Below are 17,234 nucleotides of genomic sequence, written 5' to 3'. Positions count from 1 at the left end.
CGCAGCGAGTGACATCGGCCGCGGCGCGCAGCACCGCCAGCGCATCGGGCAGCGTGCCCAGGATGACCTGCGATGGGGCCAGGCCGATCTCGACCAGCCCCGGCGCGTGCAATTGCCCGCCGCGTTTCTCCGCCTCGCCCTCGCGCAGCCAGACCAGCGTTCCTCCGAGTCTGAGCGCCAGCGCGGCGACGAATCCGGTCGCGCACCCGGCGTCGTCTGCCTCGAACGCAAAGATTTCATGCAATCGCGCGCGCATCAGCCCGCCGCCCAAAGCCGCGTCGATTCCTGCATGGCCGGTGCGCGCCAGCCCCGCCGGTTCGCCGCCGGATTCGCCCGCGGACGCGCGTTCCAGCCCGGCAATCCGGGCTTTCAGGGACTCGAGGGAATCATGGCAACGCGACATTTGTTCTTATTATGTTCCATTTTGCGGAACGTCAAATGCCTGTGCGGCGGGCCGCGATGCCAATCTGGGACCGGTGACGCTTTGTTAACCCTTCGCGTTAATAGTCTGTTGAACTGAGTTAACGCCCATTTGGGGGAACAGCATGACCGATACCGCATCCGACATCGCCCTGGCCCGCGCGCTGCTGCACGAGGCGATGGAACTTCAGGCAGCGGGCAATCTGGCGGCTGCCGAAGAGCGCTATCGTCTGGTCATCGACCATGATTACCGCACCGCCGAGGTGCTGCCGATCCTCGCCGGAATTCTCGGCCTGCGCGGCGCGAACGAAGAGGCGCTCGAGCTGTGGGATACGCTGCTCGCGCTCGATCCCGATCACGCCGTCGCGCATCATGAAAAGGGACTGATCTACAGCCGCACCGGCCGTCCCGACCTCGCCATCACCGCGATGAAGGCGGCCTGCGCTGCCGATCCGGCCAACCCGGTCGCCGCCAACAATCTCGCGGTCATGCTCTCCGATGCCGGGCGCAAGATCGAGGCGCTCGACCAGTTCCGCCGCGCCCAGGCGCTGCAGCCGGGCAACATCCATATCGAACACCAGATCCGCCGCCTCTCTGCCGAGATGGTGCCCTTCTGGCATATCCCGATGCTCAACGACGTGCGCCGCAACGATGCGTTCGAGGCGGCGATCGTCGCCGCGCTGGCCGAAACCGGCCCCGATGCGCGCGTGCTCGATATCGGCACCGGCAGCGGCCTGCTCTCGATGATGGCCGCGCGCGCCGGGGCGCAATCGGTCACCGCGTGCGAGATGGTGCCGATCATCGCCGACATGGCGCGGCAGATCATCGCCGATAACGGATATGCGGACCGCATCACCGTCCACACCGCGCCCTCGACCGAGCTCAGGGTCGGCGAGCATCTGGATGAGCGCGCGGACATCCTGGTCTCCGAAATCCTCTCGTCCGACCTGCTTACTGAGCATGTCATCGACACGTTCGAGGATGCGCATGCGCGGTTGCTCAAGCCCGATGCCATCGTCATCCCGCGCGCGGCCTCGGCCATCGGCTGTCTGGTCGAAAGCCAGGTGCTCGCCGATTACGTGTTCGTCGATCAGGTCTCGGGCTTCGACATCTCGCGCTTCGGCGCGCTCGCCTCGCCCAAGCTGCCGATCCACGGCACGATGACCGACTGGAAGCGCCTGTCCGACGATGTCGAACTGGTCCATATCAACCTCACCCGGGCGCAGCACCAGAGCGACCTGCACCTGTTGCAGATCAACGTGCTGGAAGACGGCATCGCCACCGGCATCGTCCAGTGGATGCATGTCGACTTGGCGGAAGGCATCAGCTTCGACAACCATCCCGACGGCTATACCGATGGCGGCTGGCTGCAGGTGCTGCACAATTTCCCCGAACCGGTCGCGGTGCGCGCGGGCGACGTGCTCAACGTTGCCGTGGGCCACGACCGGGTGACGCTGATCGTCCGCCCGCTCGAGGTGATCGCAGCAGCCGAGCAGGTGAAGGTGGCTTGATCCATGTCCGCTCTCTCCGCTTGAGGGGAGAGATACGAAGCCTTGCCAGCTTGTCTGGCTAGGCGAAGTTGAGAGGGGGCAATTTAAGGTGAGCAGGATTTACTTTCGATGTCGATCAACTGCCATGGCATCGTTGATAACCCATTCATCAGATTGAGGAACCAGACGCGCGATCATGTAGACTATTCTACTTGGGTAGCGAACGGTGAATTTGCAGGTGATGGCCGCCGTGTCCTCGTCGAGGCGGTCACCGCATAAGACTTCCGAAACTCTCAACACGCGCTCCGAATGCACCAAATGAATTGATCCAGCATCGTCAGCCTGTAGCTGGGCAGAAATGGAAAAGACCACTGCATTGTCGCGTGCCTTTATGGCAGAGACAAGGTCTTCATTGCTGGGGCAGAAGCTGGCGGAAGCGCAACGAGCGATCCCGATCAAAGCAATGAGTGGAAGCATGTAGGCAATCCTTAAGTGGGTACCACAACCTTAAGTCGCCGAACTATTACATCCAATCGGTTTCTTGATCGCATCCCCAAAACTCCCCTCCCTGAAAGGGAGGGGCAGGGGGTGGGTCAGCAACGGCTGCGATCGCGCACACACGGCGCGCTGACGCGCGGGTTCGGCCGAAGGCGCCATCGCGGTGCGGCAGACCTATGGCGCGCTCACCGCCTATGCCCTCGCCAAGGCCAAGGCGCGGCCCGCCGACAGCGTCATTATCGACGAGGCCACCGGCAAACCGTTTGCGTGCGGCAACAAGCCGCTTGCTGCGGTGTTCGACGCCGACGAGACGCTGATCTGGAATATCGGCCCGATGCGCTGGTTCGCGTTGACCGGCAAGGAATTCGACGCCAAGACCTGGGACCAGTGGGAAAAGACCGGCACGGGCAAGGCCGTCGCGATGCCCGGCGCGGTAGAGGCGATGCAGGCGCTGCGCGCGGCGGGCATCACCCCGATCGCCAACACCAACCGTTCTTCCGCGAATGCAGCAGGCAGCGAGCAGACGCTCGCGGCTGCGGGCCTTGGCAATTTCAAGCATGGCGACACCCTGTTCCTGATGGGCGACGATGCCACCGGATCGAGCAAGGACCAGCGCCGCGCGACCATCGCCGCGCGCTGGTGCGTCATCGCGATGGCGGGCGACCAGCTCGGCGATTTCCGCAACGGCTTCAACAAGCCCGAACTGCCGCCGCTGCAACGCCGCGCCCTCGCCACCGCCGCGCCCTATGACAGGCTGTGGGGCCAGGGCTGGTTCCTGTTCGCCAATCCCGTCTACGGCCCGTCGATCCGCGGCGGCTTCGACGACATCTTCCCGCCGGAAACGCACTGGCAACCCAATCAAGGAGCTGAATAATGGCCTGGACCCGTGACGAGATGGCGGCGCGCGCCGCGAAGGAATTGCAGGACGGCTTTTATGTGAACCTGGGCATCGGCATCCCGACGCTGGTCGCCAACCATGTGCCCGAGGGCATCGAGGTGACGCTGCAGTCGGAAAACGGCATGCTCGGCATCGGCCCGTTCCCGTTTGCGGGAGAGGAGGATGCGGACCTTATCAACGCGGGCAAGCAGACGATCAGCGAGCTCGCCTCGTCGAGCTATTTCAGCTCGTCGGACAGCTTCGCGATGATCCGCGGCGGGCATATCGACCTCACCGTGCTCGGCGCGATGGAAGTCGCGGAAAATGGCGACATCGCCAACTGGATGATCCCGGGCAAGATGATCAAGGGCATGGGCGGCGCGATGGACCTGGTCGCGGGCGTCAAGAAGATCATCGTCGTGATGGAGCATACCAGCAAGAACGGCGACCCCAAGTTCATCCCCGCCTGTACGCTGCCGCTGACCGGCAAGAACGTGGTCGACATGATCATCACCGATCTCGCGGTGTTCCAGCGCCCCGACCATGACAGCCCGTTCAAGCTGATCGAACTGGCGCCTGGCGTGACGGCGGAAGAGGTCGCCGCCAAGACCACCGCGCATTACGTCAGCTGAGCCGAGCCGGATGAAGCGCTCGACCAGGCTGGGACTGGGCGCTGCCGTCGCGCTGCTCGGCGGTCTTGGCACCTATGCCGCGACGACATCGCCGCCCTTGCTGCTGAGCCGGCTCGATGCAGTCATGGGCGGCGGCAGGGGCGCGGCTCTGGTCGCGGAGGGCGTTCGCTTCGGCAGCCAGGACCAGACGCTCGATGTCTGGCGCGCCGAGACCGCCGCCAATGCCGACAGGCGCCCGGTGCTGGTCTTCTGGCACGGCGGCGGCTGGGTGAAGGGGGCAAGGCAGGATTATGCCTTTGCCGGACGCGCCTTCGCGCGGCAGGGCTTTGTCGTCGTCATCCCCGATTACCGCAAGGTGCCTGATGTCCGCTTTCCTGCCTCGGTTCAGGATGGTGCCGAAGCCGTCGCCTGGGTCCGCGACAATATCGCGCGCTATGGCGGCGACCCCAAGCGTGTCGCGTTTTCCGGGCATTCGGCTGGCGCGCATACCGCCGTGCTGCTGGCGCTCGATCCGCGCTGGCTGAAAGCGGCGGATGTCGATCCGGGAATCGTCAAGGCGGTGGTGGGGCTGAGCGGTCCGTACGATTTCTACCCCTTCACCACCAAGCGCTCGATCGACGCAATGTCGCATTATCCCGACCCCAAGGTCACCCAGCCGATCGAACGGGCGCGCGCGGATGCGCCGCCGATGCTGTTGATCACCAGCACGAAGGACGAGACCGTCCGCCCGCGCAATGCGATCAACCTGAGCAAGCGGCTCAAGGCACTCGGCGCGCCGGCAGAGCTGATCAACTATCGCGGGCTCGACCATGAAGAGGTGGTGATGGCGCTGTCGGTACCGTTCCGCTCGAAGGGGACGGTGCTGGCCGACAGCGTCGCGTTCCTCGAACGGCATCTGCACCCGCAGCGCTGACGTCTGAACCAATGCTCCGCCTGGCCGTAAGTGCCGGGCTCGCGGGGCAACGGGGAATGACTGATGAGCTATATGCGCTTCGCGGCGATGATCGCGACCTCGACCGTCATCATGCTGCTGCTGATGTATCTCAATACCGATGCGCTCGATCATGTCTTTTACAGCGAGACGCGCGCCTGGATGGCCCTGCTCATGGGGGCGATGATGGCCATCGTCATGATGGGTTTCATGTGGTCGATGTACCGCAACCGCACCGCCAACGTGGCGATCGTCGCAGGCGCGGTGCTGGTGTTCGCCGGGGCGCTCTGGGCTGTCCGCAGCCAGGAGACGGTGGATGATGTCGCCTATATGAAGGCGATGATTCCCCACCATTCGATTGCCGTGCTGACCAGCTCGCGTGCGCATATCCGCGACCCCCGGGTGCGCGCGCTGGCGGACGAGATCATCGAGGCACAGGTTCGCGAGATTGACGAGATGAAGCGGCTTATCGCCGAGCTGGAGCGGCGCCCGCCGTCGTCGGACTCGCCCGATCTGCAGCCGCAGGTGCGGACCCGGTGACGCGCAATTGCAGGTCGCCGGGCTTCGGGTTATGCGTTGCGAATGGGCTACACATTGTTCACCGCCAACCGCAATTATTCGAGCTGGTCGCTGCGCCCCTGGCTGCTGATGAAGGCGCTCGCGCTGCCCTTCGAGGACCGGCTCGTGCCATTCGCAGGGCCCGACAATTCGCAGGAGTTTCGTACCTTCGCGCCCAATGGCAAGGTGCCCTGCCTGCACGACGACGAGGTGATCGTCTGGGATTCGCTCGCGATCGTCGAATATCTGGCCGAGCGGCATCCGGGCGTCTGGCCCGCCGATCCGGTCGCGCGCGCCTGGGCACGCTGTGCCGCGGCCGAGATGCATTCGGGCTTCTCGCCCTTGCGCAACATCTGTCCGATGAGCGTCGGGGTGCGCGCGGAACTGATCGCGGTCCCGCCCGCGCTTCAGAATGACATCGACCGCATCGGCACGCTGTTCGCCGAGGGGCTGGACCGGTTCGGCGGCCCCTGGCTGGCGGGTGATGCGTTCAGCGCGGTCGATGCGTTCTTCGCGCCGGTCGCCTATCGCGTGCGCAGTTTCGACCTGAAGATCGGGGCCAGGGGCCAGGCCTGGGTCGAGCGCGTCCTCGCGCATCCCGCGATGCTCGACTGGGAGGCGCATGCGCTGGCCGAAACCTGGCGCGATGCCGCGCATGAAGAGGAGATCGCGGGCGTCGCCACCATCCGCGAGGATCACCGCGCCGGATGAGCCAGCCGCACCGCGTCCTGCTCACCGGCTCGTCGGGCTGGCTCGGGCGGTTTCTTGCCCCGATGCTACGCCGGGAGGGGCATGAGGTTGTCGGGCTCGATGTCGTGGCCGGTGCCGAGACCGAAATCATCGCCTCGGTCGCCGACCGCGCCAGCATCGAGCGCGTCTTTGCCGATCATCGCCCCAGCTGCGTCATTCATGCGGGCGCGCTGCACAAGCCCGATATCGTGCGCTATCGTGCGCAGAGCTTTGTCGAGGTCAATGTCACCGGCACGCTCAACCTGCTCGAAGCGGCGGTGGCAGCGGGGCACAAGCGTTTCATCTTCACCTCGACCACCTCGCTGATGATCCGCGCCGATGTCCGCGCGGGCGCAGCAGGCGGGGCTAAAGAGGCGTTCTGGCTCGACGAGGAATTCGGTCCGCTGCGTCCCCGGAACATCTACGGCGTGACCAAGCTGGCGGCGGAAGATCTGTGCCGCCTGTACGCCGATCTGCACGGGATCGATGCGCTCGTGCTGCGCACCGGGCGGTTCTTTCCCGAGGATGACGATACCGACGGATCGCTGCCCGGCCCCAATCTCAAGGCCAACGAGTTTCTCAACCGGCGGCTGACGGTCGAGGATGCGGCGCGCGCGCATCTTGCCGCGCTGGACGCGCCGACGGGGCTGGGCTTCCAGACCTTCGTGCTCTCGGCACCGCCGCCCTTCGTGCGCGAGGATGCGGCAGAGCTGGTGCGGAACGCGCCGGGCGCGATCGCGCGCCATCATCCCGACGCGGCAGAACTCTATGCGCAGCGCGGCTGGAAGCTGCCAGACACGATCGACCGGGTCTACGATCCCGCCAAGGCCGAGCGCCTCCTCGGATTTCGGGCGCATACCGATTTTGCTGCAATCCTGCTGGCGCTGCGCGCAGACAGTCCGCTGCCGTTCCAGCACGATCCCGACTATGTCTCGCCGATCGTCGCGGCGGGGGCCGACCCGCTTTAGCCGCCAGCCTGACGTGCTGCGGCGACAGACCGAATCGTCGCTGACTTGTGTTTAAGCATTTTACAGGGCAGAACGTGTAAAGTGGCTGAGATGCAGGCAATAAGGCATTGCAGCCGGGGCGCAATTTACACATCGGAGATCGCATGAAGCACTGGCTGCGCAGTCCGTTGGTCTGGACCGCAGGCGGCGTGGCCGCGGGGGCCTTGCTGATCGGCATGAGCGTGTCGCGCGGCGGCGGCGTTGTCGTCACTGGCACGCCCGCGATCGCGGCGCAGGCCAGCGCACCGCTGATCGACGATGCCAATCTGCCGCTGACGCCCGATCGCTGGCAGGGCAAGGTGGATTATGCCGCGCTCGATGCGCGGATCACCCGGATGATGCGCGATCCCGAAATGGTCGGACTCGCCGTCGCGGCGGTCGAGAACGGTCGGCTGACCTTCGTCAATGGCTATGGCTTTGCCGACCGCGAGGCGGGTCTCCCGGTGACGCCGCAGACCGTGTTCCGCTGGGCCTCGGTCTCCAAGGGCGTCGCGGGAACGCTTGCCTACCAGCTCGCACAGCAGGGCAAGCTCAGCCTGTCCGCACCGCTTTCCTCGTTCCACACCACGCTGAAGCTGGCGGGCGGCGCGGAGAACCGGCTGGCGATTCCCGATCTGCTCGCGCACCGGCTTGGCCTCGCGCGCAATGCCTATGACGGCAAGCTCGAATCGGGCGACCCAGCGCCGATGCTGCGCAACATGCTGTCCACCGTGCCGCAGCAGTGCATGCCGGGTGATTGCCATAGCTATCAGAACGTCGCCTATGACGCGTTCAGCGAGATCGTCGCGAACGCGACCAGGACGCCCTATGACCAGCTTGCCGAGCAGATGCTGTTTGCGCCGCTGGGCATGAAGAGCGCGGGGCTGGGCATGACGAACCTGACCGGCGCCAGGAACTGGGCGCGGCCCTATCGCCGGGGCCAGGTGCAGGTGCTGTCCGATGCCTATTTCCGCGTCCCCGCCGCTGCCGGGGTCAGCTCGAATATCGTCGATCTGGCGCGCTGGATGGAGGCGCAGATGGGCCAGGCGCCGCAGGTCATCACGCCCGGCGTGCTCGCCGAAATCCACCGCCCGCGCGTCGCGACCTACAAGGGCGGGCGCAACGGCCCCGATTCGCTGATCATCAGCCATGGCTATGGCCAGGGCTGGCGCAGCCATATCTATGACGGGCACTGGCTGGTCGGCCATGGCGGCGCGGTCAACGGCTATCGCGCGGTGATGTGGTTCGATCCCGAACGGCGCACCGGCATCGTGATGCTGTGGAACAGCGGCTCCACCCGGCCCTTCCGGCTGCCCTACGAGTTTTTCGACCAGGTCTATGGCCGCCCGTACAGCGACTGGACCGAGCTCGACAAGGATCCGCGGCTGAACGCGCCGCTGCCCGCCGCCGTACCGGAGACGATGACCTCGGCCGACTGACCCGAAAGCGTTCAAGAACATAACAACCGGAGAGAAACGCCATGAGCATCGTGCTGCACCATCTGGAATATTCGCGGTCCACCCGCGTGATCTGGCTGCTCGAGGAAATGGGCACGCCCTACGAGATGGTGCGCCACCAGCGCGATCCGCAGACCTTCCGCGCGCCCCCCGGTCTTGCCGAGGTGCATCCGCTCTCCAAGGCGCCGACGGTGATCGTCGACGGCCATGTCATGGTCGAATCGGGGGCGATCATCGAATATCTGATCGAGCGCTTCGGCAGCGAGACCCTGGCTCCGGCGAACGCCAAGGATCGCCCGGCCTATCTCGAATGGCTGCATTTCGCCGAAGGCACGATGGCGAGCCCGATCATCTTTTCCGCGCTGGCGCCGCGCTTCGGTGGCCTGGGCCCGATGCTGGGCGGCTTCATGGGGGCGGAGGTGACCAAGCTGCTCGACCATGTCGAGCGCGCGGTCACGGGCCATGATTACCTGGTCGGCGACCGGCTGAGCGGCGCGGACATCAACATGGCCTATCTGCTCGAGGTGGCGACGGCCAGCAAGCAGATCGGCGACCGGCCGAACCTCATCGCCTATCTCGAGCGGCTGCGCGCGCGTCCGGCCTATCAGAAATCGATCGAGATCGGCGGGCCGATGATCTTCGCCGCGATTTCGGCCTGATCAGGCAAGTGCGAGGCCGGGCAGCCACTCGGCCCAGAGCTTGAGCTTCTCGTGGAGGATCTGTTCGGCCTGGTCGGGCTGGACGGGGACGAGCAGCATCGTCGCATTGGGCGCGAGCTGGCCGATCAGATGGCGGTCGGCGCGGATCACCTGGCCGATGCGCGGATAGCCGCCGGTGGTCTGGCCCTCGCAGCCGATCAGATAGGGCAGCCCATCGGGCGGGCACTGGATGATGCCGGGGAAGACCGCGCCGCTGCGGATCGGCGCGGCGCTGTTGAGGTCGAGCGGCGTGCCCTGCAGCTTCAGCCCCATGCGGCTCGAGCGGGAGGACACGCGCCAGCGCTTGCGCGCGAGCGCCGCCATGCCCAGCGCCAGCCGGTCGCTCTCCGGACCTGCGACCACGCGCAGCACGAAGCCATGGCCGAAAAACGGTTGCAGCTCGGGCGGAGTGACGAGCGCGGGCACAGCGTCGCCGTCCTCGCCCAGCGCCAGCACATCGCCATCGGCGAGCGCGCGCCCCTCGAGCCCGCCAAAGCCCGCGCCGATCAGCGTCGAGCGCGTGCCGAGTACCTCGGGCACCTCGATCGCGGCGGAGAGCGCGAGATAGACCCGGCAGCCAGCCCAGACGCGGCCGATGGCGAGCACATCGCCCGGCTCCAGATGCAGCGTCTGGTGCGGCTCGGCCTCCTCTCCATTGATCTGCACCTGGCACGGCGCGCCGGTCACCGCGACGGCCATTGCGCGGTCGGCGCGGAATTCGGCCGGGCCCAGCGCGATCTCGATCGCGGCAGCATCGAGAGGACGCCCGACCAGCCGGTTGGCGAGCGCAAGGCTCAGCCCATCGGCCGCACCGCCCGAGGGCACCGCGAGCTTGCGCAGCCCACGAAACGGCGCGGCCTGGATGCTCGATTGCAGCCCCGCCTTCACGACGGTAAGGTTCATGCCGCGCCTCCCGTCCGCCGCGCGAGCTCGTTCGCGTCGATCCGCTCGAACCGCACCTGCTGGCCCGCCTGCAGCTGCGCAGGCGAGGGGGCGTGCGCATCGAACAGGGTCTCGGCGATCCGCCCGATGATCGGCCAGCCGCCGGGGCCGGCGTGCGGATAGAGCCCGCAGATCTGGCCGAGCAGCCCGACCGACCCCGCCTCGACCCGCGCGCGCGGGTCGGCGAGGCGTGGGATGTCGGGCAGGCGCGCATCGCAGGTGAGATAGGCAAAGCCGGGCTGGAAGCCGAGCATCGCCACGCGCCAGTCCTGCGCTGCGTGCCAGCCGGGCAGGGCGTCGGAGGTCAGCCCAAGCAGCTCGGCGACGATATCGGCATCATGCGCCCAGGGCGCTTCGTAGCAGATATGCAGCGTGGCAGGCGCGACGGTGGTGGGGGGCGCGGCATGGGCATCGCTTCCGGCCAGCGCCTCGGCTGCTGCGCGCGCCGCTTCCAGGTTGCGCTGCGCCGGGTTCCAGCTCAGCGACAGGCTGTCGAGCCCCGGCACGATGTCGTCCCAGCCTGCGCCTTCCGCTGCTGCTGCCAGCGCCGCCACGCGGTCGGACGCCAGACCCTGGATCATCAACCAGTCATCGGCGCAATAGATCGACTGGCTCATCGGGCAGCTCTCCGGGGGCTTTTATCGTTATCCCCAAGACTGCCATCTCGCCTGCAATCCGCAAAGCGGTTTGTTCCGCGCCGGGACTGTCCGAATGAATGCACAGGCTTTGCGCCATAACATGGATCAGGCTGCCGTCGTTCGCGGTGATCGGCAGGCCCGAGGCGATGGCGATGGCCTGTGCGGCGCGATCGGCATCGCTTGCGATCAGCGCGCCGGGCTGCGACCGCGGGACCAGGCGGCGCGCGGGCGTGTAGCCGCGATCGACAAAGCCCTCGGCGATGAAGCAGGCACCGACCGCGCGCGCCGCATCCTCGCTCGCCGAATGCGCGAGCCCGACCTGGGCGAGATGCGGGAAGGCGGCGTGCAACGCTTCCGCCACGGCGCGCGCCATGTCGGGCCGGTCGGCGAGATCGTTATAGAGCATGCCATGCGGCTTGATATGCGTGAGCGCCACGCCCTCGTGCGCTGCGACGGACTCCAGCGCGCGCACCTGTTCGAGCAGCGATTCGATCAGATTGGGCAGCGGCATCACCAGCGACACCCGCCCGAACCCTGCACGGTCGGGATAGCTGGGATGCGCGCCCGGCGCGACGCCCGCCGCCCTGGCCGCGCGCAGCATCGCCGCCATGCTCTCCTCGTCCCCGGCATGGCCGCCGCACGCGATGTTGCAGCTGGAGATCACCCGCATCAGCGCGATGTCGCGCGCCTGTTCCCCGGGCTCTTCGCCGAGATCGGCATTGAGATCGATCGACCGGCTCATGGCCAGATTCCCGCCGAGCGCAGGATCAGCCGCGTGCCCAGTCCCGCGCAGACCATCACCACCGCCCCGCCGAGCAGATTGGCGATGGGGCCATTGGCGAAGGCCCCAAGGCTCTGGCGGCGCGCCGCGACCCAGAGCAGGAAGGCGGCGAGGATCGGAAGCAGCAGCCCGTTGGCCGATTGCGCGATCAGGATCAGCTCGACCGGATTGACCGCGAAAAACGCGAAGAGCGTGCCGATGACGACCACCGCCAGCGCGGTCGCCCTGAAAATGCGCGCGCGCCGCACCGGATCGCCTGCGCCGCCCATCATCTCGGCCAGCACATAGCCGGTCGCGACCGGTGCGGTCAGCGCCGAACTGAAGCCCGCACCCACCAGCCCCAGCGCAAACACGATCCGCGCAGGGACGCCGAACAGGCTTTCGAGCCGCAGCGCGGTATCGTCTAGCGGGCCGGTGCCGGTCGCGGCCATCGCTGCCGTCGCCGCGCCCATGACGACGATCGCCATCGACAGCAGCCCGCCCAGCGTCACCGAAATTCCCGTGTCGAGGTTCGATGCCGCCAGCCCATCGGCATCGGGCGCGAACTTGCCGCGCACCGAGGCGGCGTGGAGGAACAGGTTATAGGGCACCACCGTGGTGCCGATCAGCGCGATCGCGGTGAACAGGCTGTCGGCGGGCAGGCGCGGCACGAAGCCGCTCAGCACCGCGCCCCAATCGACCCGGATCACCGCCAGCCCGCCGATGAACGCGAGAGACATCGCCAGCACCAGCGCGATCAGCAGCTTTTCCAGCCAGGCAGGCTTGCCGATCACGACCAGCACGGCCGCGAGCAGGCCGGTGGCCAGTGCGAGCAGGGAAGGCGACAAGGCGCCCGCACCCAGCAGCTTCAGGCCCGCCGCGGTGCCGCTGATATTGCCCGCCTGATAGGCCGAATTGCCGATCGCCAGCGAGGCGAAGATCAGCGCCGCCATTCCCCAGCGCAGCGCCGGGTTCGCCGCCGCTGCCAGGATCGCCTCGGCCAGCCCCTGGCCGGTGATGATGGCGACGCGCGCGGCCATGGCCTGCAGGATGATCGTGGCCACCGTCGCGAACACCAGCGCCCAGAGCAGCGCATAGCCGAAGCCTATGCCTGCGCTCGCGCAGGCGGTGACGGTGCCGGGGCCGATAAAGGCCGCGGTCACCAGCATCGCGGGACCGGGGCGGTATCGGGTGACGCTCACAGGCGCCAGGGCCTCTCGCGATACCATTTGGTGATGACGTATTTGGTGCCTTCGCGGACTTTCATGCCGTGATGGATGGTGGCGGGATTGCAGCTGCCGTCAGGGCGGCGGTTGTTCCAGGCGACCAGCTTGCCGATCTCGGGCTGGATCGACTTGCCGATCGTCTTGAACCGCGTCGCACCGCCCGATTCGGGCTCGTTGAGATAGATCATGAACGTCCAGGTCCGCTGGCCGCCGACCGTGGTATAGCGCGTGAAATCCTGACCGCCCGGCTCGAAATAGTCGGTATGCGCCTTGAACTCCTGGCCCACGGCATAGCGCTGCCCCTGCATTGTCTCGCCGAACTGCATGTCGATGCCCGACAGCGCGCTCAGCCGCTCATCGAGCGCGAGGACTTCGGGATCGTCGGCGCGCATGTCGCAGGTCTCGGACGTGCGAAAATAGCTGTCGCCATTCGGATCGGCGATGGTCGAGGGCCTGCGGTCGGCATCGATCTTCTCGACGAAACGCGCGCACGCCTCGGGCGTCAGGAAATTGCGCAGGATGTACAATTCCATGCGCGGGGTCGGCACCTTCTGGATGCCGGGAACCTTGCCCAGCGCGGCGGTGTTGCACTGGTTGCTCCCAGCCCGGCTCGTGGTCTCGCTGTCGCTCATCGTCCCCATGCCTCTTACGGCCTTGCCCCGCCTTGCGAATAGCGGTCAATCGGGGGGCGATTCAAGCGGCAAACGGCTGGCGCGGGACCGCTTTGGCGGCTAAATGGCGGTCCATGCCGCGCCGCCCCTGCCACACCCGCCACGACACGGGTTTCAGCCTGCTCGAAATGCTGGTGGCGCTCGCCGTATTCTCGATCGCCGCGCTCGCGCTGATCAAACTACAGGGCGCGAGCCTGATGCAGACCGCCGAGCTCGACAGCCGCCTGTACAGCGAGATCACCGTGCGCAATCTGGCGGTCGAGGCGCTGACCGACCCCAATCCCCCCGCGCTCGGCGATACGCAGGGCACGATCAGCAATGCGGGACGCGATTTTGCATGGCGGAGGACGGCCACCGCGCTCGAGGGGGGCGAACTGCTCAAGGTCGATCTGGCGGTGCGCCAGGGGACGGGGCCCGAGGTGACGCTCACCGTGCTGAGGCCGGTGTTGTGAGGGGCGCCTCCCGTGTCCCCGTCGTCACCCCCGCGCAGGCGGGGGTCCCGCTTGCCTTTGCCGAGGTCACGCAGAAGCGGGATTCCCGCGTTCGCGGGAATGACGGGCAGGGGGTGCACCCATCATCCGGCTTCACCCTGGTCGAGATGATGGTCGCGCTGTTCATCTTCGGGATGATCGCCACCGCCTCGGTCGTGCTGCTGCGCCAGAGCGTCGAGGCCGAGGCGCGCAGCGCGGTGCGGCTCGAGGAGATGGGCGACCTGCGCCGATTCTCCGCGATCATGGCGCAGGACATGACGCTGATGCTGCCGCGCCCGTCGCGCGATCCGCTGGGCAACGACCGGGTGGCGCTGATGACCGGCGACGGGCTGCTGCTCGGCTTTTCGCGCCAGGTTGCGCAGATAGATCCGCAGCCGGGTTCGTCGAGCCTGCAGCGCGTCGAATGGGCGCTGGCCGAGGGACGGCTGACCCGCGCGATCGCGCCCAAGGCCGATGGCGCAAGGGCCGGCGCGCCGGTCGCGATCCTCGAAGGGATCGAGCAGGCGCGGCTGCGCTTTCGCGACAAGCAGGGCGTTTGGCAGACCGACTGGCGGCCGCAGCGCACCGACGAACTGCCGATCGCGATCGAACTGACCCTGGTGCAGCAGGGCAATTCAGCCCGGCCGCTGACCTTTGAATTCCTCGTCGCAGGGGGCGGCGGATGAGCGTGCATCTGCGCCCCAGACCGTCCGAACGCGGAATCGCGCTGCTCAGCGTGCTGCTGCTGGTCGCGGTGATGGCGATCGTCACCACGCTGATCCTCGACCGGGTGAACCTCGCCGTCCGCCTCGCCGCCAATGCCGATGCGGCGGATCGCGCGCGGTTCGCGGCGCTGGGCGCGGAGCAGTTCGCCGCACGCGAGATCGAGCGCCAGCTCGATCTCAGCCCCGCGCGCACAGTCAATGTCGGTGGCTGGATCGGCCAGCCCAATGTGCTGCCGATCGACGATGGATCGGGCGCGGTGGTGACCGCGACGGTGCGCGATGGCGGCAACTGCTTCAACCTGAATTCGGTGGTCGCAGGCCAGCCGGGCGACCTCGCCGCGCGACCGGTCGGCATCGGCCAGTTTGCCGGGCTCATGCAGGCGCTCGGCGTCGGGTCGGACGAGGCGCGGGGGCTGGCCGATGCGCTGGCCGACTGGATCGATACCGACCAGGCGGCGCAGCCCGCCGGGGCCGAGGATCAATATTACCAGCAGCTCGATGCGCCCTATCGTACCGCCGGGCGGCTGCTGGGCGACAAGGGTGAGATCCAGGCGCTGCGCGGCATGACGCCGCAGCTCTACGCGCGACTGGAACCGTGGATCTGCGCGCTGCCCGATGCGATCTTGTCGCCGATCAACGTCAACACGCTGTTGCCCGAACAGGCGCCGCTGATCATGATGCTTGCGCCCGGCAAGATCCCGCTCGATCGCGCGCGCGCCATGATCGCGGATCGCCCGGCGCTCGGCTATGCGCGCATCGCCGATTTCTGGCGGCCGCTGGCGCTGCAATCGCAGACCTTCGGGCCCGAGATCGAATCGCAGCCGCAGATCGTCACCCGCTGGTTCGAGCTCGATCTGGTGATCCAGCAGGGGGAGAGCCGGTGGCGGCAGACCAGCCTGCTCGATGCGCAGCTGACGCCTGCGCGCGTCATCAGCCGCCGCATCGGCGAGCCGTGAACGGGTTTGGCTAATTTAATTTCGCGAGGCAGCATTTTCGCCGCATTTTCCCTTGCATTGCAGGGGCAGTTTGTAAGATAGCGACCGCCTTGATTTCGTCGCTTGACGATCCCGCCCGCGCGCCCCTAAGGGACGCCTCCGCGTGGCGTAAGCAGTGTGTGGCGACCGTAGCTCAGTTGGTTAGAGCGCCGGTTTGTGGTACCGGAGGTCGTGGGTTCGAACCCCATCGGTCGCCCCATCTGCTCTTGAAATCCTTGCCTTTTTCAGGCTCTGCCGCGCGACCAGCCTTGGGGAGACGGGCGCGTGCAAAGCTATTGGGATCTGCCGGACTTCGACGAGCATGAGGCGGTGCAATATGTGCACGACCGCGCCTCGGGGCTTTCGGCGATCATCGCGATTCACTCCACGGCTCTGGGCCCGGCGGGCGGCGGCACGCGCTTCTGGCATTATGCCGACAAGAGCCGCGCGATCACCGATGCGCTGCGCCTGTCGCGCGGCATGAGCTACAAGAACGCGATGGCCGGCCTGCCGATGGGCGGCGGCAAGGCGGTGATCCTCGCCGATGCCGACAACCGCAAGACTCCCGAGATGCTCGCCGCGTTCGGCGACGCGATCGATGCGCTGGGCGGCCGTTATGTCACCGCCGAGGATATCGGCATGTCCGATGCCGACATGGTCGCGATCTCGAAGCGCACCAAGTTCGTCTCAGGCCTGCCGGTGCAGGACGCAGGCTCGGCTGGCGGCGATCCGGGGCCGTTCACCGCCAAGGGCATCTTCCTGGGCGTCAAGGCCGCGGTCGCGTTCAAGCTGGGCACCGACCGGCTGAAGGACGTGCGCATCGCGGTCCAGGGAACGGGCAGCGTCGGCGGCGGTCTCGCCCGGCTGCTCGCGGCCGAGGGCGCGAAGCTGACCCTCGCCGACGTGAATGCCGATCGCGCGCAGAAGCTCGCCGACGAACTGGGGGCCGAAACGGTGAGCGCGGACCGGATCATGCAGGTCGAGGCGGACGTGTTCAGCCCGAACGCGCTGGGCGCGATCCTCGATTCGGAAAGCATCGAGAAGCTGAATGTCGGCATCGTCGCGGGCGGCGCAAACAACCAGCTCGCGCGGCCGCACCATGGCGACATGCTGATCGATCGCGGCATCCTCTACGCGCCCGATTACGTGATCAACGCGGGCGGGATCATCTCGGTCGCGCTCGAATATTTCGCGCAGGCCGAAGGTCGCGCCGCGCAGGTCGAGGAGGTGCACGCGCGCCTCACCGGCATCCCGCAGCGCCTGACCGGCATCTGGCAGGAAAGCCGCACCACCGGCGAATCGCCCGCCACCGTCGCCGACCGCATGGCGCAGAAGCTGATCGGGCGGGGTTGAATTCCAGCACCTGACCGATGCTTCGTCATTCCCGCGAAAGCGGGAATCCCGCTTTCTTGCTCCAGGTTGCCGGAGAAGCGGGGCCCCCCGCGTTCGCGGGGGTGACGGGCAAAAGCTATTGGCGTCCACTGCCCCGCCTTACGCAAATTCCCTTGAGGCTGTCGCTGCATCGTGGCAACAAGACGCGACGCCGATATGC

The 17,234-nt window shown here is 67.0% G+C and carries 19 protein-coding genes, 1 tRNA gene and 1 pseudogene; 14 read left to right on the top strand and 7 right to left on the bottom strand.

Going from position 1 to position 17,234, the window contains the following annotated elements; translation table 11 throughout:
- Positions 1–403, bottom strand: a pseudogene (locus DM995_RS21800) (hypothetical protein); the annotation flags it as partial.
- A 142-nt stretch (positions 404–545) separates the two neighbouring features.
- Here DM995_RS21800 and DM995_RS08895 point away from each other — a divergent pair.
- Entirely contained in the window at positions 546–1,931 is a 1,386-nt protein-coding gene (locus DM995_RS08895) for a 50S ribosomal protein L11 methyltransferase (RefSeq protein WP_116969195.1), read from the top strand.
- A 99-nt stretch (positions 1,932–2,030) separates the two neighbouring features.
- On the opposite strand, the gene DM995_RS21215 is transcribed toward DM995_RS08895, so the two are convergent.
- Positions 2,031–2,387, bottom strand: coding sequence for a hypothetical protein (locus tag DM995_RS21215; protein WP_157973140.1), 357 nt, complete (start codon positions 2,385–2,387; stop codon positions 2,031–2,033).
- Positions 2,388–2,571: 184 nt separating this feature from the next.
- On the opposite strand from DM995_RS21215, the gene DM995_RS08890 reads away from it, so the two are divergent.
- From DM995_RS08890 to DM995_RS08855, 8 genes are all read left to right on the top strand, one after another.
- Positions 2,572–3,282, top strand: coding sequence for an HAD family acid phosphatase (locus DM995_RS08890; RefSeq protein ID WP_232824226.1), 711 nt, complete (start codon positions 2,572–2,574; stop codon positions 3,280–3,282).
- Positions 3,282–3,917, top strand: coding sequence for a 3-oxoacid CoA-transferase subunit B (locus DM995_RS08885; protein ID WP_116969193.1), 636 nt, complete (start codon positions 3,282–3,284; stop codon positions 3,915–3,917). The genes DM995_RS08890 and DM995_RS08885 overlap by 1 nt, the downstream gene beginning before the upstream one ends.
- Positions 3,918–3,927: 10 nt before the next feature.
- The gene (locus DM995_RS08880) at positions 3,928–4,830 is read left to right on the top strand and encodes an alpha/beta hydrolase (protein WP_116969192.1); all 903 of its coding nucleotides are present in this window, start codon (positions 3,928–3,930) and stop codon (positions 4,828–4,830) included.
- A 63-nt stretch (positions 4,831–4,893) separates the two neighbouring features.
- On the top strand, positions 4,894–5,388 hold the full coding sequence (locus DM995_RS08875; RefSeq protein WP_116969191.1) for a DUF305 domain-containing protein: 495 nt from the start codon (positions 4,894–4,896) through the stop codon (positions 5,386–5,388).
- A 42-nt stretch (positions 5,389–5,430) separates the two neighbouring features.
- Entirely contained in the window at positions 5,431–6,117 is a 687-nt protein-coding gene (locus tag DM995_RS08870; protein WP_116969190.1) for a glutathione S-transferase N-terminal domain-containing protein, read from the top strand.
- Positions 6,114–7,103 (top strand): NAD-dependent epimerase/dehydratase family protein, encoded by a 990-nt coding sequence (locus tag DM995_RS08865; protein WP_116969189.1) that lies wholly within the window; start codon positions 6,114–6,116, stop codon positions 7,101–7,103. Before DM995_RS08870 ends, DM995_RS08865 begins: the two co-directional genes overlap by 4 nt.
- 143 nt (positions 7,104–7,246) lie before the next feature.
- Entirely contained in the window at positions 7,247–8,560 is a 1,314-nt protein-coding gene (locus DM995_RS08860; protein ID WP_116969188.1) for a serine hydrolase domain-containing protein, read from the top strand.
- Between the two features lie 41 nt (positions 8,561–8,601).
- The gene (locus DM995_RS08855) at positions 8,602–9,237 is read left to right on the top strand and encodes a glutathione S-transferase family protein (RefSeq protein ID WP_023838556.1); all 636 of its coding nucleotides are present in this window, start codon (positions 8,602–8,604) and stop codon (positions 9,235–9,237) included.
- Here DM995_RS08855 and DM995_RS08850 read toward each other — a convergent pair whose 3' ends face one another.
- Genes DM995_RS08850 through DM995_RS08830 form a run of 5 tightly spaced genes read right to left on the bottom strand, consistent with a single transcriptional unit; the run spans position 9,238 to position 13,474 of the window.
- Positions 9,238–10,179, bottom strand: a complete 942-nt coding sequence (locus tag DM995_RS08850) for a 5-oxoprolinase subunit C family protein (RefSeq protein ID WP_116969187.1) — start codon at positions 10,177–10,179, stop codon at positions 9,238–9,240. It abuts the gene before it with no gap.
- Positions 10,176–10,835: a 5-oxoprolinase subunit B family protein gene (locus tag DM995_RS08845; protein ID WP_116969186.1), complete on the bottom strand. Its 660-nt coding sequence runs from the start codon at positions 10,833–10,835 to the stop codon at positions 10,176–10,178. The genes DM995_RS08850 and DM995_RS08845 overlap by 4 nt, the downstream gene beginning before the upstream one ends.
- Positions 10,807–11,598, bottom strand: a complete 792-nt coding sequence (gene pxpA / locus DM995_RS08840; protein WP_116969185.1) for a 5-oxoprolinase subunit PxpA — start codon at positions 11,596–11,598, stop codon at positions 10,807–10,809. The genes DM995_RS08845 and pxpA overlap by 29 nt, the downstream gene beginning before the upstream one ends.
- The gene (locus DM995_RS08835; protein WP_232824225.1) at positions 11,595–12,785 is read right to left on the bottom strand and encodes an NRAMP family divalent metal transporter; all 1,191 of its coding nucleotides are present in this window, start codon (positions 12,783–12,785) and stop codon (positions 11,595–11,597) included. The genes pxpA and DM995_RS08835 overlap by 4 nt, the downstream gene beginning before the upstream one ends.
- 29 nt (positions 12,786–12,814) lie before the next feature.
- Complete coding sequence (locus tag DM995_RS08830) at positions 12,815–13,474, bottom strand: prolyl hydroxylase family protein (RefSeq protein WP_116970385.1); 660 nt, start codon at positions 13,472–13,474, stop codon at positions 12,815–12,817.
- Positions 13,475–13,587: 113 nt separating this feature from the next.
- Here DM995_RS08830 and gspI point away from each other — a divergent pair, with 113 nt between their 5' ends.
- From gspI to DM995_RS08805, 5 genes are all read left to right on the top strand, one after another.
- Positions 13,588–13,965 (top strand): type II secretion system minor pseudopilin GspI, encoded by a 378-nt coding sequence (gspI, locus tag DM995_RS08825; RefSeq protein WP_023838562.1) that lies wholly within the window; start codon positions 13,588–13,590, stop codon positions 13,963–13,965.
- A complete protein-coding gene (gene gspJ, locus DM995_RS08820; RefSeq protein ID WP_157973139.1) occupies positions 13,962–14,669 on the top strand; it encodes a type II secretion system minor pseudopilin GspJ in 708 nt (235 codons plus the stop codon). Before gspI ends, gspJ begins: the two co-directional genes overlap by 4 nt.
- Positions 14,666–15,664, top strand: a complete 999-nt coding sequence (gspK, locus tag DM995_RS08815) for a type II secretion system minor pseudopilin GspK (RefSeq protein WP_116969182.1) — start codon at positions 14,666–14,668, stop codon at positions 15,662–15,664. The genes gspJ and gspK overlap by 4 nt, the downstream gene beginning before the upstream one ends.
- Before the next feature lie 161 nt (positions 15,665–15,825).
- Positions 15,826–15,902, top strand: a tRNA-His gene (locus DM995_RS08810).
- Positions 15,903–15,967: 65 nt separating this feature from the next.
- On the top strand, positions 15,968–17,035 hold the full coding sequence (locus DM995_RS08805; RefSeq protein ID WP_116969181.1) for a Leu/Phe/Val dehydrogenase: 1,068 nt from the start codon (positions 15,968–15,970) through the stop codon (positions 17,033–17,035).
- Positions 17,036–17,234: the final 199 nt, after the last annotated feature.

Origin of the sequence: Blastomonas sp. UPD001 (genome assembly GCF_003426715.1) — a bacterium.
Classification (GTDB): Bacteria; Pseudomonadota; Alphaproteobacteria; order Sphingomonadales; family Sphingomonadaceae; genus Blastomonas.
Note: the sequence above shows the minus strand (reverse complement) of the source record. Positions and strands in the feature narration are given on the sequence as shown.